The organism is Pseudomonas sp. SJZ077 (genome assembly GCF_007993905.1).
Taxonomy (GTDB): domain Bacteria; phylum Pseudomonadota; class Gammaproteobacteria; order Pseudomonadales; family Pseudomonadaceae; genus Aquipseudomonas; species Aquipseudomonas mandelii.
Genome location: NZ_VIUJ01000023.1, coordinates 82,991 through 103,867, shown reverse-complemented (window position 1 = coordinate 103,867; position 20,877 = coordinate 82,991). Strand labels below are relative to the sequence as shown.

Sequence of the window (20,877 nt, the reverse complement as noted above, 5' to 3'; positions counted from 1 at the left end):
ACAGCTACAACAACTACCTGTCGCCAATAGCTATGGAGCTAAAAGCGGCATAAACACCGTAACTGGTGTCCGGGATTACTTGACCAGATCAGGCTTGCCCGCGAAGGCGTACTACCCGACGCCGCAAATCTCAATGCTGAGTCACAATCTCCTCCAGATGATCCATGATCGTATCTGGCTTCAGCACCAGCACATCGCTCTCCACCGCATCCAGCACCACCTCCGCCGTATTCCCGATCAACGCTCCGGACAACCCGGACCGCGCAACAGTGCCAATCACCGTCACCGCCGCCTGCAGCTTGTGCACCATGAACGGAATCAACACATCCGCCGGACCTTCCTCGATGTGCAGGTGATCATCATCGATATCGAACTCGGCCTGAAAGGCCTTGCACTGCTCGCGATAGCGCTCCTCGATGGTTTCGCTGAGCTGCAGCGTAGGGTCCGCCGCCGACAGCATCGGTGACGGATGGGCACTGACCACGTGCAGTTTGGCCTTGGCCAGGCTGGCGATGTCGTAACCGTGATCGACGATGGTGGCGTGCAACGTGCGGTGTTCGCCATCGGCATTGCCGACGTCAATGGCCGCGAGAATGACCCCGCCGGTCCACGGTTTAGAGGTTTTCACCAGCAGCACCGGCGTCGGGCAATAACGCAGCAGTTTCCAGTCCGCCGGGGTCAGCAGGGCTTTTTTCAACGGGCTGTCGGGGTAATGCTGTTTGATCACCAGCCCGCAGCCTTCCGCCTGCTGCACATCGACGATGGTTTCGTGCAGGCTCTCATTCCAGGCCTGCTCGGTGGTGACGCTGTAGCCGTCCTGCAACAGTGCCGCCTTGAGCACGCCCAACATGCCGCTGTGGTCATGCTTGCGATCGCACACCAGCAGATGCAGATGCGCCTGGGTCACGCCTGCAATCAGTTTGGCCCGTTTGAGCGCCAGGCTTTCCGAGTGTTCGGGTTCGATGACCACCAGGATGCTGCGAATGGCTTGCATGATCGGGATCTCCAGGAAGGTAAAAAATACTGCGTTGGACAACTATAGTTGGTCACCGCCAACCCGGTACTTGATGCATATCAACGGCGGCGACTGGTGGTCTGGCGGCAGGCCGGTATAATCGGCGCCCTTCGATTCAGACCTTTTATTCCGTGAGCCCCATGATCCTTCCCGAAATTCACGAGTTCCTCGGCTGCCGAACCCCCGATGGCTGGGTCCAGGCCGCGCTTGCCGATCAGGACACCTTGCTGATCGACCACAAGAACTGTGAGTTCAAGGCGGCCAGCACGGCGTTGAGCCTGATCGCCAAGTATCACTCCCATGTCGACCTGATCAACCTGATGTCGCGCCTGGCCCGGGAAGAGCTGGTGCACCACGAGCAGGTCATGCGCCTGATGAAAAAGCGCAAGATTGAGCTGCGTCAGCTGTCCGCCGGGCGTTATGCCTCGGGCCTGCGCAAAGTGGTGCGCAGCCACGAGCCGGTCAAGCTGGTGGACACGCTGGTGGTCGGCGCATTTATCGAAGCCCGCAGCTGCGAGCGTTTCGAGGCGCTGGTACCGCATCTGGACGAAGAACTGGGCAAGTTCTATTTCGGCTTGCTGAAAAGCGAAGCGCGGCATTTCCAGGGTTACCTGAAACTGGCTTACCAGTACGGTGATGCCAAGGATGTTGCGCAAGTCATTGACCGGGTCCGTGCCGCCGAGCAGGAACTGATCGAGTCGCCGGACGTGGAGTTCCGTTTTCACAGCGGTGTCCCGGCATCGGCGTGATTCGCCCTCCGCACGTTGCAATCTTTTGCGACTGAATTGTTAAAAACTCTTAAGAGTATGAAAGATCACTGAAAACCGGCCCTCGAGGCCGGTTTTTGCTGCCCGTCATCACCGTCCCGTCACCGATTGGCGCCATAATGCCGCCCACTTTTCACAAGGGTTGGCAGACGGTCGTTATGGATAACCTGGGTTTTGGCAAAGTATTGCTGGTGGAAGACGACGAGAAGCTCGCCGGGCTGATCGCGCATTTCCTGTCCCAACATGGCTTTGAGGTCCGCCAGGTTCACCGCGGCGACCTCGCGTTGGCCGCGTTCCTCGAATTCAAACCGAAAATCGTCGTGCTCGACCTGATGCTGCCGGGGCAGAGCGGCCTGCACGTGTGCCGCGAGATCCGCAGCGTGTCCGACACGCCGATCGTCATCCTGACGGCCAAGGAAGATGACCTCGATCACATCCTCGGCCTGGAGTCCGGTGCCGACGACTACGTGATCAAACCAATCAAGCCGCCTGTATTGCTGGCCCGCCTGCGTGCGTTGCAACGGCGTCAGGCGCCGGACAGCGGCGTGTGCAGTGCCCTGGAGTTCGGCAACCTGAGCATCGACCGCAGCTGTCGCGAAGTGCGGTTGGCGGGGGAGGTCATCGAAATGACCACCATGGAATTCGAACTGCTGTGGTTGCTGGCCAGCGCTGCCGGCAAGGTTCTGTCCCGTGACGACATCCTCAACCGCATGCGCGGTATTGCGTTTGACGGCCTCAACCGCAGTGTCGACGTCTACATCAGCAAGTTGCGCGGCAAGCTCAAGGACAACCCGCGCGAACCGGTGTGCATCAAGACCATCTGGGGCAAGGGTTACCTGTTCAATCCGTTTGCGTGGGAGCTGTAAATGCTGCGGTTATTTCTTGGGCTGTTTCTGGTGATGACGGTCGGCCTGGTACTGGGGTTGCAAACGGTCGAGCGCACGTTCGATGCACTTCTCGATGATCAGATGCAGAGCTACAACCGCGAGGCGGTGCGTGGCCAGGCCTGGTCGCTGGCCGAGCAGTTGCGCGATCTGGACGGGTCGGATCGGGAGCGCGAACTGGAAGCGGTGCGCCCTCACTATGGCTTGGGCCTGACGCTGGTCGAGAGCCGTCAACTGTCCCTGACCGATCAGGAGAAAGCCGAGTTGGCCCAAGGGCTGCTGGTGATCCGTGACAAGTACACGCAGTTCATCTCGCGCATTGACGAGGGTTCGCAGTTGCTCAGCATCAAGCTGCCGGCCGAGCCCAGTCTGATGCCGTTCTACATTGCCGCGGCGTATCTGATGATCGCGGTGATGATCGGTTTTGTGTTGATGTTCTGGGTACGCCCGCATTGGCGAGATCTGGAGAAACTGCGCCTGGCGGCCGAACGTTTTGGCGATAACGACCTGTCGTCGCGGATCCAGCTGTCCAAACGCTCGAACATTCGTGACCTGGCCGAGCACTTCAACCTGATGGCGGCGCGCATCGAAGGCTTGATTGCCAATCAGCGCGAACTGACCAACGCGGTGTCCCACGAGTTGCGCACGCCGATTGCCCGGCTGTCATTCGAACTCGATCAGCTCAAGCAACAACCCGATCCGACCCAGAACCGCGAACTGATTGCCGACATGTACGCCGACCTGGGCGAGCTGGAAGAAATGGTTTCCGAGCTGCTGACCTACGCCAGCCTTGAGCGCGGCGCTACGGTCATCAGCCGGGAAAACATCCAGGCCAACAGTTGGCTGGACAGCGTGGTCGGCAGCGTGGCCCTGGAGGCCGAGGCTGCCGGGGTGCAGTTGTTGATTGTCGAGTGTCAGGTCGATGAGGTTCGCATTGAGCCACGCTTTATGGCCCGGGCGGTGATCAACCTGCTGCGCAATGCCATTCGTTATGCCGATGAGCGGGTGGAGGTGTCGTTGGTCCGTACCGGTGATCACTACGAAGTGCGGGTCAACGATGATGGGCCAGGTGTGCCGGTGGACGGGCGCGAGAAAATTTTCGAACCGTTCTCGCGCCTGGACGCCAGCCGTGATCGCCGCACAGGTGGGTTTGGTTTGGGGTTGGCGTTGGTGCGGCGGGTGTCGCAATCCCATGGCGGGCAGGTGGAAGTGGGGGATTCGCCTTGGGGTGGGGCGTCGTTTCGCATGACGTGGGCGCATCTGGATTGATTGCGTTGATCTCACCGCCCCCATCGCGAGCAGGCTCACTCCCACAGGGGAATGCATTCCAAGTGTAGGAGTGAGCCTGCTCGCGATGGGGCCATCAGCAACACCGAAGAGCTAAAAAGCGTACACCACCTGCCCATCCACCGAAGTCTTCCACAGGAGAATGCATTCCAAGTGTAGGAGTGAGCCTGCTCGCGATGAGGCCATCCGCAACACCGGATCGCTAAAAGGTGTACACCACCTGCCCACCCACCGAAGCCTCCCACAGGGGAATGCATTCCAAGTGTAGGAGTGAGCCTGCTCGCGATGAGGCCATCCGCACCACCGGATCGCTAAAAAGCGTACACCACCTGCCCACCCACCGAAGTCTCCCACAGGAGAATGCATTCCAAGTGTAGGAGTGAGCCTGCTCGCGATGGCTCCATCCGCACCACCGAAGAGCTAAAAGGCTTACACCACCTGCCCAGCCACCGAAGTCTCCCACGGTCTGTACTGGTCAGAGTCAGATGACGAGCTTTAGTCCCACCCACCCCTTCAAGTCTAAACATACAAGCGAGCCTGCTCGCGATGGGGCCATCCGCACCACCGAAGAGCTAAAAGGTGTACACGACCTGCCCAGCCAAAGAGGTCTGCATTCGCCGCTCGACAATCGGACTGTCGGCCGCATCACCTGCCAGATACTGCGCGGCCAGCACCGTCGACACACTCCACTGATCATCAATCGGCATCGACCAGCTCAACTCCGCCCCTCGACTCACCAACCCTCCGCGAGTGTCATGCGTCCTGAACTGGCTGCGCGAAGCCTGCGCCACACTGACGCCATACCAGGTGCGCACGTAATGGCTGTCGCCAAACTGACTGTTCAGGCTGCCCACGACCTTGCCATAGTCGCCCTCATAAAACGGCGCGCTGATGCTCAGCTTCAGGCGATTCCAGGATGAACCGGTGTCGTGATCGTCATCGTCCTTTTCCAGCGCATGCTCGAAACGGGCCCCGAGAATGATCGGGCCCATGTGGTAAGTCCCGTCCAGACCCAACGCCGGCCGCGACTTGATCGAGCCCATGCCGTTGAGCTCGTCCGAGCCTTTGAACCCGCTCTTGCGATCCTTGCGCACATCGCTCGCGCCGATGTACACGCTCAGGCCGAAGTCGTCTTCATCAAAAGCCCAGCCCAAACCCTTTTCCGTGTCCAGAAAGAGGCCATAGGGGCTGATAAGCTTGGCGCCCAGCAGCGGCGCCACTACGCGCTCGTCGCTGCCGCTGTACCGCGGCACGCTGGCGGCACCGGCGCGCAAGGTGTATTGCCAGTCTTCAGCGCGTAATGAGTCGGTGGGAAGCAGCAGGCAAAACGAAGTCAACGACAGACACATCGAACGTAACATGGGAGCACCCGAGGGGAGGTTGGATGCGCCCATGCTAGGCGGCCGCCGGGCGGCAATCTTTGAGAGCTTTGTCGGGAAACTGTCAAAGACTGTGAAGCGGCTTTAGCGGCTCAAACCCAGGCGTTCATGCCATTGGGCGATGGACTCCTCGGGGTAGACGTCGAATTGCTGGTCTGCAGGATGCGCCTCGACTTCCACCCACGGCGCCTTGGAGCCGAGCATCAAGTGCGTGTGTTCCGGTGGCACCGGCAATGGCGTGTCGATGGCCGAGGCAAACGGGTGGATCAGCTCCGGCCACTCAGGGCTGAACAGCCACAAACCTGACCCGCAAAGGCTGCAGAAATGCCGTTCGGCGCTGCTGCTGTGGGCGCGTTTGTCGCCTTCGTCCTTGAGTCGTGCATGATAAATCGCGATGTGCTTGCGGCCGCGGACTTTCAGGCTGGCGGCATCACCGGCAATATTGATCGAGTAACCGCCACCGCCCTGAGTCTTGCGGCAGATCGAGCAGTAGCAACGCTGATAAGGGTAGGGGTGGGCGCTGGTCAAACTGAACGACACAGCGCTGCAGTGGCAGGAACCTTCGAGCTGCATGGGAACCTCCGACAAGGGTTGGGTTTACCCCAGACAGCCTAGACCGTCAGCGGACGTCGACCGGCACCAGAATCGCATCACCGGTCGCCACCAGCTTCAGCTGGTCGCCGGTTTGCGCGAACAGCTCGGCGCGGGCAAACACCTGCTTTTTGCCGGCCTTCACCACCCGGCCCCTCGCGATGAACACTTCGCCAATGGCGGGTGCCAGGCAGTTGACCGAAAAATGTGAAGCCAGCACGTTGCCGGCAACCGTCCCGGCGGCGAATCCGCAGGCCGTGTCGAGCAGCGCGCCGATCAGGCCGGCGTGCAGAAAGCTTGCGTATTGCGCCATGTCGGCCTCGCGAAAAGCCAGGGTCAGCTCGGCTTCACCGCTCGCGGCTGCGGTCACTTCGAAGCCTGCCCAGCGGTTGAAGGCTGAGGTTGAATTGATGTGTTTGAGTGCGTCGAGCATGTCGAATCCCTCCGGTTGAGACACCAACATGCGCCGGGTTTTGGGGGATGTCATGGTGGATAAGGGAGGGTGATGGGCCGCAGGATTTGTGTTGAATGTGCCGCCTTCGCGAGCAGGCTCGCTCCTACAGTTGAAATGCATTCCCCTGTAGGAGTGAGCCTGCTCGCGAAGAACGATAGCGCGGTCCCGCTGGACGCCCACCCATGCCCAAGGCAGCATGGTCACCTTCATCACCGGGGCTGAATTCATGCGACGACTGCCTTCCTTAGCAGCACTCAGAACCTTCGAATGCGCCGCCCGCCACGCGCATTTCGGCCGGGCCGCCGCCGAGCTGTGCGTCACCGACAGCGCCGTCAGCCATCAGATCCGTCAGCTCGAAGAGCACTTGGGCGTCTCTTTGTTCATCCGCGAAGGTCGGCAAATCCGCCCGACCATGGCCGCGGGGCGATTGATGCAAAGCCTGCAGCACGCCTTCGAACTGATCGGCGAGGCCTGCGATGAATTGCGCGACCCGTCGTCATTGGCGGTGTTGCGCCTGGCGGTCACCGCCGAGCTGGCGCAAAAGTGGCTGATGAGTCGGCTCACGGACTTCTACGCGCGCTATCCGCACATCACGCTGCACCTCTACGAACAACCGATCGACGCCACGGCGCCGGGGGAGGACATCGACCTGGCGATCACGTATGGAACGGGCCCGGTCGACAGCAGCGCGTACTTCGTCCGTCCCTTGCCGGCGTTGCAATTTTTCCCGGTGTGCAGCCCCGGCCTCTTCAACCAAGGCACCCTGAAAACCCCGAAGGACCTGGCGCGCCATTGCCTGCTGCACGACGATCAGGACGGCAAGACCTGGACCGCCTGGCTCACCAGTCATGCCGGCGATCAGCGTCCCGAACGCCAACTGTATTTCGCCCACGCGGGCCTGGCGCTGGAAGCGGCGGCGCAAGGGCAGGGCGTGGCCATGGGCGACAATCTGACGGCTCAGGAAGACTTGCTCAGCGGTCGTCTGGTCCGGCCATTCACCGCCAGCATGACCGCGCTCGGGCAATATGCATTGGTGTGTGAGCGGGTGCGTCTGGAGCGTCCGGCCGTGGCGCAGATGTTGGAGTGGTTCAACGATCAGCTGATCGATTGATGAGTTGAATTCAAGTATTCCGAAATAATCCTCGTTGGCGAGGAGGGCGCCGACGACCTTAGCCTGTGGTCATTCCAATCCCCGCTGATGAGGTCTGACCATGGCACGTTTGCTCGATTCCACCCCGAAACTCGACGGCTTCCGCCTGCCCGGCGAATTCGAAACCAAAGCCGGTTGCTGGCTCGGCTGGCCGGAACGTACCGACGTCTGGCGCAACGGTGCCAAGCCTGCGCAGAAAGTCTGGGTGCAGATCGTCACCGCCATTGCCCAGAGCGAACCCGTGACGGTGTGTGCTTCCGCCGCCCAGTTCGCCACTGCTCGCCGCCAGTTGCCGCCTGAGGTTCGCGTGGTGGAAATGACCTGCAACGACACCTGGTTCCGCGACAGTGGCCCGTGCTTTGTGGTCAACGACGACAGCGGTGAAGTGCGCGGCGTCGACTTCGAGTTCAACGCCTATGGCGGTCTCGACGGCGGGTTGTACTACCCGTGGGACAAGGACGATCAGATCGCCAGCAAGATCCTCGAAATCGAGCGTTTCGACCGTTATCGCGCGCCGTTGATTGCCGAGATGGGCGGGATCCAGAGTGACGGCCAGGGCAGCATCCTCACCACCGAGCAATGCCTGCTCAACCGCAATCGCAACCAACATCTGGGCAAGGAAGAAGTGACCCGTCGCCTGACCGATTACCTCGGTGCCGAGCAAATCATCTGGCTGCCACGGGGTTGCAAGTTCGACGAAACCGACGGCCACGTCGACGATCTCGCCTGCTTCGTGCGCCCCGGCGAAGTGGTGCTGCAATGGACCGATAATCGCGATGACCCGCAGTGGGAAATCTATCAAGAGGCCTACGACATTTTGCGCAGCACTCGCGACAGCCGTGGCCGCGAGTTGATCGTGCACAAGCTGCCGCAACCGGATGTGCTGGAGTGGACCGCTGAAGAAGCCGAAGGCCTGGACCAGCAAGACAGCACCCATACCCGTCAGGCCGGAACCCGAATCTGCGCGTCGTACATCAACTACTACGCCGGCAACAGCTCGATCGTGGTGCCGCTGTTTGGTGATCGCAACGATCAGGCGGCGCAGGCGACGCTGGCCGAATTGTTCCCGCAGCACACAATTGTCGGCATCGAAAACTCCCGGGAAATCCTCCTCGGTGGCGGCAACGTCGCGTGCATCACCATGCCGCAATACGCCGCCCCCGCCAATAACAGGAAGGGAGTTTAATCATGGGCCTGCACAAACTGACTCAAGCGTTATTGCTGGTGCTTGCACCCATGTGTGTGCAGGCCGCCGACACCGCGAAACCGGTGGTGAACCTGTACATCTGGGGCGAATACCTGGCCCCGGATACCCTGGCCAATTTCGAGAAGAAAACCGGCATCCATGTGGTGGTCGATCACTTCGACTCCCTTGAAACTGCCGAGACCAAACTGCTGACCGGCCGCAGCGGTTATGACCTGGTGCTGACGGCGGGGCAGCACCTGTCCCGGGCGATCCAGAGCGGGGCGATTCAAACACTGAACCTGCAACGGCTGCCGCACTTTGCTGGCGTCGGCGAAGAATTCCGCCAGCACATGGCGGCGTTCGATCCGGGCAATCGTTATGCCGGGATCTACGCCTGGGGCACTACCGGGGTCGGCTATCAGGAAGAGGCGATCAAACAGCGTTTGCCCGATGCGCCACGGGACAGCTGGGCGATGCTGTTCGACCCGGCCGTGGTGTCGAAATTTGCCGATTGCGGGGTCAGTCTGCTCAACGACCCGAACGAGGTGTTTGCCGCGGTCATGAAGTACATGGGCCTGGACATCAACCGCCAGAACCTCGATGACCTGAAACTGGCCGAACAACAATTGGCGAAGATCCGGCCGTACATCCGCTACTTCGACAATGACCTGAACATCAGCGACCTGGCCAACGGCAATACCTGCGTGGCGATGTCGTGGAACGGCAACGTGGCCATCGCGGCCGGGCAGGCCGAGGCGGCGAACAAACCGTTCAAGCTCAGTTACCGGATACCGAAGGAGGGCACGTTGATCTGGTTTGACGCCATGGTCATTCCCAAGGATGCACCGCACCCCGAGGCCGGGCTGGCGTTGATGGATTACCTGATGACACCCGAAGTGATTGCGCCGATCACGGACACCATTCACTACGCCAATGCGATTACGGCGGCGGACGGGTTGATTGATCCGGCGATTCGTAACGATCCAGGGACGTATCCGTCGGCGCAGGTGAGGGCTTCGTTGTATAGCAAGAATGACAATGGCAAGGCGTTCAACCGGGCGCTGATTCGGGCGTTCAGTCGGTTGAAATCCGGGTTGTGATCGGCTTTGGGTGATGGGGTGAGTGTGAAATCGCCATCGCGAGCAGGCTCGCTCCCACAGGGGTTTTGTGAACACTCGAGCTCCAGTGTGGGAGCCAGCCTGCTGGCGATGAACGATGACGCGGTCTACTTGCCGGTCATCCGCCACAAATACCACGAAGCCACCGTCCGATACGGGCTCCACGCCAAGCCGATCTCAACCATCTGCTTGCGCGTCGGCTGCACCTCAAGACCCTTCAGCCGGCGATACCCCTCACGCACCCCAAAGTCATCCGCCGGCAAAATATCCGGTCGCTCCAGGCTGTAAATCAGCAGCATCTCGACCGTCCAGCGCCCAACCCCGCGCAAGGTAATCAACCGCTCGATCAGCGCCTCATCGTCCATCGTCAGTGCGGTGGCGTAATCCGGTACGACACCGTCCAGAGCCGCCTGCGCAATCCCTTGAATGGTCGCGATCTTGCCGGCGGAAAACCCGCAACTGCGCAGTGGATCAAAGCCTGTCGCCAGAATCTGCTCAGGCCTTGGAAACGTCGTCGCCGGAAACAACGCCAGCAGCCGGCCGATAATCGCATCCCCGGCCTTGGCGTGCAGTTGCTGATAGGCAATCGCCCGCACCAGCGATTCATAAGGATCGCGAGCTGCGTGGGGCGCATGCAGGCAGGGGCCAACGGCGGCGATGTGGCGCCGCCAGTCGTCATCGATTGATGACAGAAACCCGGTCGCGGGCAGATAGGGATCGGGCATGGCGATCAAGCGTTCCCGGCAGGTTTCAGCAGGGCATTGATTTCCCCATACGTGAAGGCCTTGAGGTGGCTGCTGTCGAGTTTGCCAGTTTCCAGAAAACCTTTGGCCAGGGACGCCATGGCGCCATACAGAAATTCGGCGATGCCCGAGCCGGCACTCAGGCGTCGCACGCCGAGTGCTTGCAGCGCTTCAGGCGATGGCAACCCCGGCAACCCGAGCACATTCACCGGCAGCGGTGTGCCCTGGCACAGCGCAGCGATTTCATACTCCGCCGTGACGCCCGCCGCAAACAGCCCGTCAGCCCCCGCCGCCTGATACAACGCGGCGCGCCTGAGCGTTTCGGCGACGCGGTCTTCGGCAGGCACCAGGCCCCTTAAATACACGTCGGTGCGGGCATTGATGAACAGCTTCACCTTGCGCCGACCGGCCACCTGCCGGGCGACTTCGATCTTGCGCACCAGCAGCTCTGGCGCAGTGGCACCGTCCTCGATATTGATCCCCACCGCACCGGCCGCGATTACCGCATCAACGACTTCGGCCACCCGCGTCAGGTCGTCGGAATAACCGGCCTCGATGTCGACGGTCAACGGCACCGAGATCACCCGGGAGATGGACTCGACGGTCGATATCAGGCGTTCGAGGGGCAGGGCATTGCCGTCCGCATATCCATGCGCCCAGGCCACCGCCGCGCTGCTGGTGGCCACGGCCTTGCAGCCCAGTTGCTCGACGATGCGCGCCCCGGTGGCGTCGGCGACGTTAGTCAGAATCAGTAAGCCGTCGCGGTGCAGTTGATGAAATCGAGTGTCCATCGAATGTCCTTCCATATGACGTTTGCAGAAAATCAGGGGATCAGAATGCGAGTTGTCCGGTCAGCTGCACCGCGGCTTTTTCCAGCCGGAGCAAAAACGCCTTGCGCGGTTGCCCTCCACCATAGCCCGTCAACGCGCCGTCTGCACCGATCACCCGGTGGCAGGGCAATACAATCGAAAGACGGTTCTGCCCGTTGGCCAGGCCCACGGCGCGACTGGCGCCGGGCTTGCCCAGTGTTGCGGCGACGGTGCCGTAGGTGCTGGTCTGGCCGTAGGGGATCTTCGCCAGTTCAGCCCAGACCTGCCGCGCAAATTCGCTGCCGGGCAAGTGCAGTGCAACGGTGAATTCAGTGAGTTTTCCGGCGAAATACTGGGTCAGCTCGGCTTCAATCTGCTGCAAATGGGCGTTGTGTCCCGGCGCCACGGCATAGCCATAACGCTTCTGCAGTTCTTCGACTTCCCGGGTCAGTGCCGGTCGATCCAGAAACTCTAGCAGCACCAGCCCACGGCGTTCGGCCATGGCGATCATCGGCCCAAGCGGTGTGGTCAGGCGTGTGAACAACAGCGGCTCGCTGTTGGCCGCGCGGCCCGGCGTGATGTGAAAGGATTTTTGAAACGCATCGCGAAAACCGCTCAGGGATTCGTAGCCCGAGTCAAACGCCACATTGTCGATGGAATCGCCCTGTTTGATACCGCCCAACGCCATCCCCAGGCGTCGGGTGCGCAGCCAGGCGTGGAAGGTCATGCCGAAATGCTGCTTGAACCAGCGGCGCAGTTTCAGCGGCTCGATGCCCTCGGCCAGTAACTGGGCATCGGTCCAGCGCAGGTCGGGATCGTTGTCCACCGATTTGAGCAGCCCCTGCACCCAGTCCGGCGCAATGGCCGCGGCGTCCAGCGGTTTGCAGCGCAGGCAAGCGCGATAGCCCGCCGACATGCACTCATCGGCGTGGGCGAAGAACTCGACGTTCTCCGGCTTGGGCTTGCGCGCCGTGCAACTGGGGCGGCAGAAGATTCCGGTGGTCTTCACGGCAGTAAAGAACACCCCCTCGTAGGCGGTGTCTCGTTCGAGCATGGCGCGAACCATCTCGGCGTGGGGCGGAAGCAAAGCGTTTTGTAGGTTCATGGGCTGAGCATAAGGCCCGTTGGGCGACGTCTCCACCGGAAAATCGACAGGGAATTTTGCTGACTCGTTACAGGGGGGCGATGCGGTCCCATTCGATTTTCGGTTCGACGTGCGGTGCCATGCACCCGCGACGGGCCGGCCAGTCCCCAATGGCTTTTGTGTCGGCGAATTCCGAAGAGTCTTTGTTATCGACAGGCTCGCGACCAAAACCAACGCACTTTCCCCCTGCTAATGCTTGTGTCGGTGATGAATGTCCGGAAAGTGTGGATGGCTGTGGCGGATCGGCGTGTGCTGATGTTCGTGGCTGTGCGGCTCGGTCCCGTCCCACTCGAACGAATGCTCATGTTGATGATGCTCGTCATGCACGTGCCGATGGCCATGGGTGAGTGCCACGTGCTGATGCTCATGGGCATGATGCTCCCTGAGATGTATCCAGACGCCCAGGCCCATCAGCAACGATGCGATCCAGAACGTCAGGGAAACCGTCTCACCGAACAGCAGGAGGGCGATGGCGGCGCCGAGAAAAGGCGCCGTGGAAAAGTAGGCGCCCGTGCGTGCAGTGCCCAGCCCGCGCAACGCCAGCACGAACAACACCAGGCTGATGCCGTAGCCGAGGAAGCCGACGATCAACGTCGGCCCGATTACCGTGATGTGCGGCAGTTTTGCCCCCAGCAGCAACGCCAGCGAGCAGTTCACCAACCCTGCGGCCAGCCCCTTGATCCCGGCGATGAACACGGCATCCGAGGCCGACACCTTGCGCGTGAGGTTGTTATCGATCGCCCAACAGGCGCAGGCCAGTGCGACCGCCAGTGGCCCGATCCAGCCTTGTGGCTGAGCCGAATCGTGCGGCCACGCCAGCAGCAATCCTCCCGCGACAATGGCCAGCATCCCGGCGACGATGCGTCGGTCTGCATTTTCCTTGAACACGACCCACGCCAACACGGCAGTCAGTACCGCTTCGAGGTTGAGCATCAGCGAGGCCGTGGCGCCGGAGGTCAGGGTCAAACCAAACATCAGCGCCACCGGCCCCAGCACGCCGCCAAACACGATGGCACCGATCAGCCAGGGCCATTCAGACGCTTTCAGGCCGCTGGGCTGCCAGCCCCGGTCGCGGATCAGCCTGACGAGGGTCAAGCCCAGCCCGCTGCCCAGATACAGCAATCCAGCCAGCAGGATCGGCGAGAGGTCCAGGCCCAACACCTTGGCCAGCGGTGTACTCGCCCCAAACAGCGCGGCTGCGCTCAGGGCATAGACAACGTTCAGGTTCATTCGAGGCTCGGCGAGTATTGATTAGTGATGCAGCGCAGTTTGAACCTGCGCTGCATCCCGTCAACCCTTGGAATCAGGCCCGACGCGCCATCAGCAGCACCGAAGCCGCCGCCGACAACAACCCCGCGCAGCAACGGTTGAATAGCCGCTTGCCCCGGGGCTCGGCAAACCAGCGGCGCATGTGCAGGCCCATGTAGGCGTAGGCGCTGATGGCGATCCATTCCAGCATCAGGAACAACGCGCCGAGCAACGCAAACTGTGGCGTCACGGCGCGGGTCGGGTCGACGAACTGCGGCAGGAACGCGGTGAAGATCAGGATCGCCTTGGGGTTGCCGGCCGCCACCAGAAACTCCTGTCGCGCCAGCGCCAACACGCCGACCGACGCACCCGTCGCGGCTTTTTCGACCCCAGGATCGGCGCGCCACAATTGCCATGCGAGGTAAAACAGATACGCCGCGCCAACGATCTTGATGCCGTAGAACAGCAACTCGGACGTTTGCAGCACCACCGCCAACCCGGCCGACGCCAGGGCAATCATCCCGGCAAACGCCAGCAACCGCCCGATCCCCGCCACACAGGAGATGCGGTAGCCGTAGCGGGTCGAGTTGCTGACCGACAGCAGATTGTTCGGGCCCGGCGCCATGTTCAGGGCGAAGCAGGCGGGGATAAACAGCGTGAGCGTGGCGAGGTCCATGACAGGTCTCCGGTAACGAGAGCGGTATTTTTATCATGGGCGGTGAGGGGCTTTCCCCGTACAGCGGTGGACGCAAGTCGCCGTACACTTTTGTTGTTTGTCGTGAGTGCGCGCCCGCTCATTCAACATGATTTGCGGGTGCTTGTTTAAAACCCGTCAGGTTTACTTCCTGAAAGCTACAAATCCTTGCGCCGTTGCCTACGGCTACGCCAGAATCCGCCGGCTTGTGTGCTGTAGACCTTGATTCTATTGTTTCCGTGCCGCTGAACACTCAGCGGTCGGGCTTGGAAACTCGACGGGTAAACGACACGAAGGCACCTCTTCATAACGTATTTTTTCGCATTAAGTGCGTTGCGTTATGGTGGCTGTGCGTGGGAGACCTTATAGGTCTGCCGGGCTCGTTTACCCTGGTTTTCCAACCCGCGTACAGCTGCCACCCCTTCGCTTGGAAACGAACGTGGCAGCCTCACCAGTAAACGAGGTTTCACCATGTTCAAAGTCACACCAAACCCGCCGGACACCGATCCGGTTTCCCCATACGAACCTGACTCAAAGAAGCTCAACGAGGCTGCGGAACGGGCGCTCGACTTCCACTTCCCGTCGAATGCCGATATCAAAGCCACTCCGCGAATACGCAGCGCCCTGTTTTCCGTAGACCCCGAGGCCTCGGCCGAAACCCTGGCGGTTTATCTGGTTGAGACCCTGGCCTCGGTCGATGTGATGGTCCATCAGTTGGTGGATCATCTGGAGGGTGAATCGCGTTACGCGTTGCTGGGTATATCCAACAGCATCATGACGGCGGAGATCACGGCGAACCGGGTGTTGGATAAGATTGATCTGCCCAAGTAGGTGCCGCTTGCTGTGGTGAGTGGCTAACGGATGTTTGGCTGTTCATCAGGGCCAGAAGTGACATAGCCGCGACTCGTACGTTTCAGACGCGAAGAACCCCCAGTGGTCTGCCAATCACTGGGGGCTTTTGTTGGCCGCAAGACCGGCCGGTTTCATCGCCGGTCATGCTCCCCCTGTCACATGTTGCGTATCGCCTCGTTCTCGTTAAGCACGAAATTTCATGAGCTCCTTCCAAATGTAACCGTAGCTGTAGCGAAGCCATGCAACTTTTAACAAGTCGAAGTTACGTCGTAGCCAACTGTTTTTTCGCGCTTTTAGTTCTTTGGCTATTTCATCCAGCAACCATTCATCCTTAAAACCAGTCCAGACAGGAGGGACTGGCGTTTCAAGGTTGCTGAAACACACAGGCGCGACCTCTGAGTACAAAATGTCCTCAACGACCTTTGGGTCATAGCCCCGGATTCGTTCTGCGATAGAGGCGTAGTCGACGGAGCTGTCTACAAAAGCCTCTGCCAGCGCGATCTGGATGCTTGCTCGTTCCGCAGTTGTCAGATGTCCCAATGGGCCAGCTCCTCTAGTTCTGCGTCGAACGTATGCAGTGATGTGACTGCGCCATTTCCGCACCGCACGAGAGCGGTATTTTTATCATGGCCGGCGGGGGGCTTTCCCCGTACAGCGGTGGACGCAAGTCGCCGTACACTTTTGTTGTTTGTCGTGAGTGCGCGCCCGTTCATTCAACATGATTTGCGGGTGCTTGTTTAAAACCCGTCAGGTTTACTTCCTGAAAGCTACAAATCCTTGCGCCGTTGCCTACGGCTGCGCCAGAATCCGCCGGCTTGTGCGCCTTGGGCCTGGGCTCTATCGTTTCCGGGTCGCTGCCAATTCAGCGTCCGGATTTGACCGTCCGACTCAATCAAGGCGCACCAGTGTCCAAGAAAAGTTTCCGGCTTTTTTGCGGTGGCTGTGCGCGGGACATCTTCGGGTGTGCCGGATTCCTTGATTTCCGGTCGGTCAACCCGCGTACAGCTGCCACCTTCATTCGTTTGACCGCGAATGGTGGCAGCTCCACTAATCAAGGAGCATCACAATGTTCAAGGCCACACCCAATCCCCCGGGAACCGACGACGTTTCCCCCTACGAATCCGCCGATTCCAAAAAGCTCAACGAAGCCGCCGAGCGAGCGCTCGACTTCCACTTCCCGTCGAATGCCGATATCAAAGCTATCCCGCGAATACGCAGCACCCTGTTTTCCGTAGACCCCGAGGCCTCGGCCGAAACCCTGGCGGTTTATCTGGTCGAGACGCTGGCCTCTGTCGACGTGATGGTGCACCAGTTGGTGGATCATCTGGAGGGTGAATCGCGTTACGCGTTGCTGGGTATATCCAACAGCATCATGACGGCGGAGATCACGGCGAACCGGGTGTTGGATAAGATTGATCTGCCCAAGTAGGTGCCGCTTGTTGTGGTGAGTGGCTAACGGATGTTTGGCTGTTCATCAGGGCCAGAAGTGACATAGCCGCGACTCGTACGTTTCAAACGCGAAGAACCCCCAGTGGTCTGCCAATCACTGGGGGGGTGTTGGCCACAAGACCGGCCGGTTTCGCCGGGCACCGTCGGTCTACCTCGCAAACCTCCTCGCACCCACCACACACAAAATCACCGCAACGGTAACCCCCAGCATGCCGAGACTAACCTGCTCGTGCAGCAGCGTAGCCGCCAGCGCCAATCCAAAAAACGGCTGTAGCAGCTGCAGCTGCCCAACGGCAGCAATCCCCCCTTGGGCCAGCCCCCGATACCAGAATACAAAGCCGATCAGCATGCTGAAGAGCGACACATACGCCAGGCTCAACCAGGCTGGTGCGCTGATGCCCGAGAACGAAGAGGGCGTCAGCCACCAGGTCAGTGGCGCCACGATCGGCAGCGACACTACCAGCGCCCAGGAAATCACCTGCCAGCCGCCCAGGGTTTTGGAAAGCTTCGCCCCTTCGGCATAACCGAGGCCGCAGGCAAGAATGGCCAGTAGCATCAGGATGTCGCCGGCCGGCGAAGCGGTGAGCCCCTGGGAAACGGCGAACCCGACCACCAGTAAACTGCCCAGGACCGAGAAGAACCAAAAGGCCGGCCGGGGACGCTCGCCGCCGCGCAACACCCCGAACGCGGCGGTCGCGAGCGGCAACATGCCGACGAAGACAATGGAGTGCGCGGACGTCACATATTGAAGCGCGAGCGCCGTCAGCAGCGGAAACCCGACCACCACGCCCAGCGCGACGATGACCAAGGGCAGCATCTGGTGGCGCGCAGGGCGCTTTTCCTTGAACAGCCACAACATGCACAGCGCCAGCACGCCGGCGATGGTGGCTCGGGCGACGGTCAGAAAGACCGGCTCGAATTCCAGGACGGCCACCCGTGTCGCGGGCAGCGAACCGCTGAAGATCAGGACGCCGATGAGTCCATTGATCAACCCGCTGGTGTTCTTTTCCACGGTCTGGTTTTGCAGCTTCGATGTGCGTTCCATTTGGCGTCCACTCAAGGGGCGGGGTTGCGTTCAGCGCATCGTATGACCGACTATCGATACAATCAAAAAATTGTCATGGATACATTTCCCTATGCCTCGCTCCCGGTACAAGTCGCTGGTGGACGCCTTCGCAGCCGATATCCGCTCAGGGCGTTTGCCCCCCGGTACGCGCTTGCCGACTCACCGTTTGCTCGCCGCCAGCCATGGCTTGGCCTTGGTCACTGCCAGCCGGGTCTATGCAGAGCTGGAGGCCATGGGCCTCGTCAGTGGCGAAACGGGGCGCGGGACTTTCGTCCGGGAGACTTCGCTGCCGCCCAGCCTGGGCATTCATCAGCCCAGCGTGGCGGCGGGGATGATCGACCTCAACTTCAACTATCCCTCGGTACCGGGGCAGGCCGATCTGCTGCGCAATGCCTTGCGTCAGCTCGCATTGTCCGGTGACCTGGAATCCCATCTGCGCTATCAACCGCACGCGGGGCGCCTGCACGAGCGGGCATCGGTCGCGCGCCATCTGGAGGTGCGCGGGCTGACGGTACAGGCCGAGCAGGTGTTGCTCGTCAGTGGCGCGCAGCATGGTTTGACGGTGGCGTTGATGGCGCTGCTGCAACCGGGGGACGTGATCGCGGCCGACGCCTTGACCTATCCAGGGTTCAAGGTGCTGGCTGAAACGCTGCATCTGGAAGTCGTGCCCATTCCCGGGACCGACACCGGGCCGGATCTGGAGGCGCTGGAAAAGCTCTGCCGGAGCCGATCGGTGCGAGCCGTCTACACCATGCCGACGCTGCACAATCCGCTGGGATGGGTGATGGCCGCCGATCAGCGTGGACGCCTGGTGGCGATTGCGCGCCAGCATGACCTGCACATCATCGAGGACGCTGCCTACGCGTTCCTGGCCGAAGACTCGCTGCCACCGCTCGCGCAACTGGCCCCCGAAAGAACGGTGTACGTTTCAGGCTTTTCCAAGAGCGTCGCCACCGGCCTGCGCGTCGGATTCGTCGCTGCGCCCCTGCAAACCGTGCCCGCACTGGAGCGCACGATCAGGGCGACTACCTGGAATACCCCCGGGGTGATGACGGCGATTGCGTGTGCGTGGATCGATGACGGCACCGTCAGCCAGCTCGAAGCGCAAAAACGTGCAGACGCACAGGCCCGCCAGGCCGTGGCCGATCAGCACCTGGCCGGCCTGCACTTCGTGCGCCATCCATCCTCCTACTTTATCTGGCTGCCCTTGTCGGAAGACGCACGGGCCGACCAGATTGCCATGGCATTGATGCGCGAGCAGGTGGCGGTCTCGACCGCCGAACCGTTTGCGACTTCTGTCCATGTGCCCCACGCAATCCGCCTGGCGCTGGGTTCGGTGGATTTGGGCGCACTTGCCGTGGCACTGGAGAAAGTGAAGCGGGTGGTCGGGGCGTACACGTAGCGAAGTCATTGCCCGGATGTGATCACTTCGCTAGCCACACACCCATAACCACACCCATAACCACAACCATGACCTACGCTTGTTCACAGACACATGTTCAGAGAGCAGGGTTTGCTCCTGAGCGCGATTCAATCGGCACCCCACAAAAATAATATCGGGAGAGTCCCTATGCTTGCCTTGCTCCGTCGATCAAGCCGCTTCATGGCAATTGCCGTCACCGCTGCCGCGCTCGCGGCACCGGCGTTTGCGCTGGACACCGTCAAGTTCATGGCCCCTGGCTCGGTCGGTGGCGGCTATGACCAGACCGCACGGGATCTGGGCAAAGCCCTGGTCGAGGCCAAGGCGGCCAAATCCGTCACCTTCGAGAACAAGGGCGGCGCTGGCGGTACGCTCGGGCTGGCGCAATTTGCCAACAGCACCAAGGGCGACCCGAATGCGCTGCTGGTGGTCGGGGCGATCATGGTCGCAGGTATTGAACAGAACAAACCGCAAATCACCTTGAAGGACGTGACACCGATTGCCCGGCTGTTCACCGAATACAACGTCATTGCCGTACGCAAGGAGTCCGAGTTCAAAACCCTGGAGGACTTGCTCAAAGCCTTCAAGGACAAACCCTCCAGCATCACGTGGGGCGGAGGTTCCAAGGGGTCGATTGATCACATCGGGATCGCCGACCTGGCCGGCAAAATGGGAATCCCCGTTAACAAGGTGAACTACGTGGCGTTCGCGGGTGGGGGCGAAGTGGTGGCGCAGGTACTCGGAGGCCAGATCAAGGTGATCACCGGAGGTTATGCCGAACTGGGCCAATACATCCGCAACGGCCAGTTCCGGGTGCTCGCCATCGGCGCGCCCGAGCGCATTGCCGGCATCGACGCGCCAACGCTCAAAGAGAGTGGTTACGACGTGACTATCGGCAACTGGCGCGGTGTTTACGGTGCCGCGGGCCTCACACCCGAGCAGCGCAAGGAAGTGACGGACGCCGTGCTGGCCGCCGCCGCCAGCGACGGCTGGAAAGCCAATGTCGAGACCAATAAATGGGCGCCCAACCTTCTGACCGGCGATGAGTTCGGCAAATTCGTCGACGAAGAACACGTGCGGTTGCGTGCGATGCTGGTCGAGGTCGGGTTGATTGCGAAATGAACCCGACTCGTAGAATCCTGCCGGTGCAACTGGCGATTGGCCTCGGTGTGGTCGCCATCAGTACAGTGTTGGCGCTCGGCGCCAACCGCTTTCCTGAGGAAATGGGTTTCGTCATCCTTGGCGCTCACGTCTATCCCTACGCATTAGCGGTGTTCCTCGGTGTGGTCGGTCTGTTGCTGTGTTATCAGGCCGTCACCGGTGGTTTTCGCGAATTGGCCGATCACGAAGACGAGTCTGCCAAGGCACTGCCCGGGGGCAAACTCGGGGCTGCCTGGGTGACCGCGGGCCTGGTGGGCGTGGCAGTGCTGATCAACCTCATCGGGTTCGTGCTGTCGGCGGGGTTGTTGTTCGCCTGTTCAGCCCGGGGGTTTGGCAGTCGTCGCCCGGTGCGCGACCTCGCCATCGGCATTGCCCTGACGCTGCCGATTTACTGGCTGTTCAACGCCGGGCTCGGCGTGTCCCTTCCGCCCCTGATCAACGCCTGGATCTGAGGAGGTAA

General features: G+C 60.9%; 22 protein-coding genes. 11 read left to right on the top strand and 11 right to left on the bottom strand.

Annotation, left to right across the window (positions count from 1 at the left end):
- Nucleotides 1-130 precede the first annotated feature (130 nt).
- Nucleotides 131-994, bottom strand: coding sequence for a universal stress protein (locus FBY01_RS26895; RefSeq protein ID WP_010459707.1), 864 nt, complete (start codon nucleotides 992-994; stop codon nucleotides 131-133).
- A gap of 161 nt (nucleotides 995-1,155) precedes the next feature.
- Between FBY01_RS26895 and FBY01_RS26890 the strand changes: the two genes are divergently transcribed.
- The 3 genes from FBY01_RS26890 (at nucleotide 1,156) to FBY01_RS26880 (ending at nucleotide 3,935) form a co-directional block, all read left to right on the top strand.
- Entirely contained in the window at nucleotides 1,156-1,764 is a 609-nt protein-coding gene (locus FBY01_RS26890; protein WP_010459709.1) for a tRNA-(ms[2]io[6]A)-hydroxylase, read from the top strand.
- Nucleotides 1,765-1,940: 176 nt separating this feature from the next.
- Nucleotides 1,941-2,648: a winged helix-turn-helix domain-containing protein gene (locus FBY01_RS26885; RefSeq protein WP_010459711.1), complete on the top strand. Its 708-nt coding sequence runs from the start codon at nucleotides 1,941-1,943 to the stop codon at nucleotides 2,646-2,648.
- Nucleotides 2,649-3,935 (top strand): ATP-binding protein, encoded by a 1,287-nt coding sequence (locus tag FBY01_RS26880; RefSeq protein ID WP_010459713.1) that lies wholly within the window; start codon nucleotides 2,649-2,651, stop codon nucleotides 3,933-3,935.
- Nucleotides 3,936-4,525: 590 nt separating this feature from the next.
- Here the strand turns inward: FBY01_RS26880 and FBY01_RS26870 are convergent.
- The 3 genes from FBY01_RS26870 to FBY01_RS31985 all read right to left on the bottom strand — a co-directional run bounded on the left by FBY01_RS26870 (nucleotide 4,526) and on the right by FBY01_RS31985 (nucleotide 6,605).
- Nucleotides 4,526-5,314, bottom strand: a complete 789-nt coding sequence (locus FBY01_RS26870) for a MipA/OmpV family protein (protein ID WP_145310203.1) — start codon at nucleotides 5,312-5,314, stop codon at nucleotides 4,526-4,528.
- Between the two features lie 102 nt (nucleotides 5,315-5,416).
- Nucleotides 5,417-5,905, bottom strand: a complete 489-nt coding sequence (locus FBY01_RS26865; RefSeq protein ID WP_010459717.1) for a GFA family protein — start codon at nucleotides 5,903-5,905, stop codon at nucleotides 5,417-5,419.
- Between the two features lie 46 nt (nucleotides 5,906-5,951).
- Nucleotides 5,952-6,605, bottom strand: a complete 654-nt coding sequence (locus FBY01_RS31985) for a PaaI family thioesterase (RefSeq protein WP_256664526.1) — start codon at nucleotides 6,603-6,605, stop codon at nucleotides 5,952-5,954.
- Here FBY01_RS31985 and FBY01_RS26855 point away from each other — a divergent pair.
- The 3 genes from FBY01_RS26855 to FBY01_RS26845 all read left to right on the top strand — a co-directional run bounded on the left by FBY01_RS26855 (nucleotide 6,604) and on the right by FBY01_RS26845 (nucleotide 9,813).
- Nucleotides 6,604-7,488, top strand: a complete 885-nt coding sequence (locus FBY01_RS26855) for a LysR substrate-binding domain-containing protein (protein ID WP_077750496.1) — start codon at nucleotides 6,604-6,606, stop codon at nucleotides 7,486-7,488. The two genes, FBY01_RS31985 and FBY01_RS26855, sit on opposite strands and share 2 nt — an antisense overlap.
- 100 nt (nucleotides 7,489-7,588) lie before the next feature.
- Nucleotides 7,589-8,713: an agmatine deiminase gene (aguA, locus tag FBY01_RS26850; RefSeq protein ID WP_145310201.1), complete on the top strand. Its 1,125-nt coding sequence runs from the start codon at nucleotides 7,589-7,591 to the stop codon at nucleotides 8,711-8,713.
- A gap of 2 nt (nucleotides 8,714-8,715) precedes the next feature.
- A complete protein-coding gene (locus FBY01_RS26845; protein ID WP_010459725.1) occupies nucleotides 8,716-9,813 on the top strand; it encodes an extracellular solute-binding protein in 1,098 nt (365 codons plus the stop codon).
- Nucleotides 9,814-9,938: 125 nt separating this feature from the next.
- On the opposite strand, the gene FBY01_RS26840 is transcribed toward FBY01_RS26845, so the two are convergent.
- The 5 genes from FBY01_RS26840 to FBY01_RS26820 all read right to left on the bottom strand — a co-directional run bounded on the left by FBY01_RS26840 (nucleotide 9,939) and on the right by FBY01_RS26820 (nucleotide 14,451).
- Nucleotides 9,939-10,556: a DNA-3-methyladenine glycosylase gene (locus FBY01_RS26840; RefSeq protein ID WP_145310199.1), complete on the bottom strand. Its 618-nt coding sequence runs from the start codon at nucleotides 10,554-10,556 to the stop codon at nucleotides 9,939-9,941.
- 5 nt (nucleotides 10,557-10,561) lie between these two features.
- A complete protein-coding gene (locus tag FBY01_RS26835) occupies nucleotides 10,562-11,365 on the bottom strand; it encodes an isocitrate lyase/phosphoenolpyruvate mutase family protein (protein WP_145310198.1) in 804 nt (267 codons plus the stop codon).
- A 40-nt stretch (nucleotides 11,366-11,405) separates the two neighbouring features.
- The gene (locus tag FBY01_RS26830) at nucleotides 11,406-12,488 is read right to left on the bottom strand and encodes a bifunctional transcriptional activator/DNA repair enzyme AdaA (protein WP_145310196.1); all 1,083 of its coding nucleotides are present in this window, start codon (nucleotides 12,486-12,488) and stop codon (nucleotides 11,406-11,408) included.
- Nucleotides 12,489-12,716: 228 nt separating this feature from the next.
- The gene (locus tag FBY01_RS26825) at nucleotides 12,717-13,757 is read right to left on the bottom strand and encodes a DMT family transporter (RefSeq protein ID WP_083376917.1); all 1,041 of its coding nucleotides are present in this window, start codon (nucleotides 13,755-13,757) and stop codon (nucleotides 12,717-12,719) included.
- A 73-nt stretch (nucleotides 13,758-13,830) separates the two neighbouring features.
- A complete protein-coding gene (locus FBY01_RS26820; protein WP_010459735.1) occupies nucleotides 13,831-14,451 on the bottom strand; it encodes a LysE family translocator in 621 nt (206 codons plus the stop codon).
- Nucleotides 14,452-14,940: 489 nt separating this feature from the next.
- On the opposite strand from FBY01_RS26820, the gene FBY01_RS26815 reads away from it, so the two are divergent.
- A complete protein-coding gene (locus tag FBY01_RS26815; protein WP_077750487.1) occupies nucleotides 14,941-15,300 on the top strand; it encodes a DUF6124 family protein in 360 nt (119 codons plus the stop codon).
- Nucleotides 15,301-15,504: 204 nt separating this feature from the next.
- Here the strand turns inward: FBY01_RS26815 and FBY01_RS26810 are convergent, their stop codons facing one another.
- A complete protein-coding gene (locus tag FBY01_RS26810) occupies nucleotides 15,505-15,861 on the bottom strand; it encodes a hypothetical protein (protein WP_077750545.1) in 357 nt (118 codons plus the stop codon).
- A gap of 526 nt (nucleotides 15,862-16,387) precedes the next feature.
- On the opposite strand from FBY01_RS26810, the gene FBY01_RS26805 reads away from it, so the two are divergent.
- On the top strand, nucleotides 16,388-16,750 hold the full coding sequence (locus FBY01_RS26805; RefSeq protein WP_010459737.1) for a DUF6124 family protein: 363 nt from the start codon (nucleotides 16,388-16,390) through the stop codon (nucleotides 16,748-16,750).
- A 168-nt stretch (nucleotides 16,751-16,918) separates the two neighbouring features.
- Here the strand turns inward: FBY01_RS26805 and FBY01_RS26800 are convergent, their stop codons facing one another.
- The gene (locus FBY01_RS26800; protein ID WP_145310194.1) at nucleotides 16,919-17,815 is read right to left on the bottom strand and encodes a DMT family transporter; all 897 of its coding nucleotides are present in this window, start codon (nucleotides 17,813-17,815) and stop codon (nucleotides 16,919-16,921) included.
- Nucleotides 17,816-17,906: 91 nt separating this feature from the next.
- Between FBY01_RS26800 and FBY01_RS26795 the strand changes: the two genes are divergently transcribed.
- From FBY01_RS26795 to FBY01_RS26785, 3 genes are all read left to right on the top strand, one after another.
- Nucleotides 17,907-19,238, top strand: a complete 1,332-nt coding sequence (locus FBY01_RS26795) for a PLP-dependent aminotransferase family protein (protein ID WP_145310191.1) — start codon at nucleotides 17,907-17,909, stop codon at nucleotides 19,236-19,238.
- Nucleotides 19,239-19,406: 168 nt separating this feature from the next.
- Nucleotides 19,407-20,378, top strand: coding sequence for a tripartite tricarboxylate transporter substrate binding protein (locus FBY01_RS26790; protein WP_145310189.1), 972 nt, complete (start codon nucleotides 19,407-19,409; stop codon nucleotides 20,376-20,378).
- Nucleotides 20,375-20,869 carry a tripartite tricarboxylate transporter TctB family protein gene (locus FBY01_RS26785; RefSeq protein ID WP_077750510.1) on the top strand — a complete coding sequence of 165 codons (495 nt, stop codon included), beginning with the start codon at nucleotides 20,375-20,377 and terminating at the stop codon, nucleotides 20,867-20,869. The genes FBY01_RS26790 and FBY01_RS26785 overlap by 4 nt, the downstream gene beginning before the upstream one ends.
- The last annotated feature ends 8 nt before the right edge of the window (nucleotides 20,870-20,877 follow it).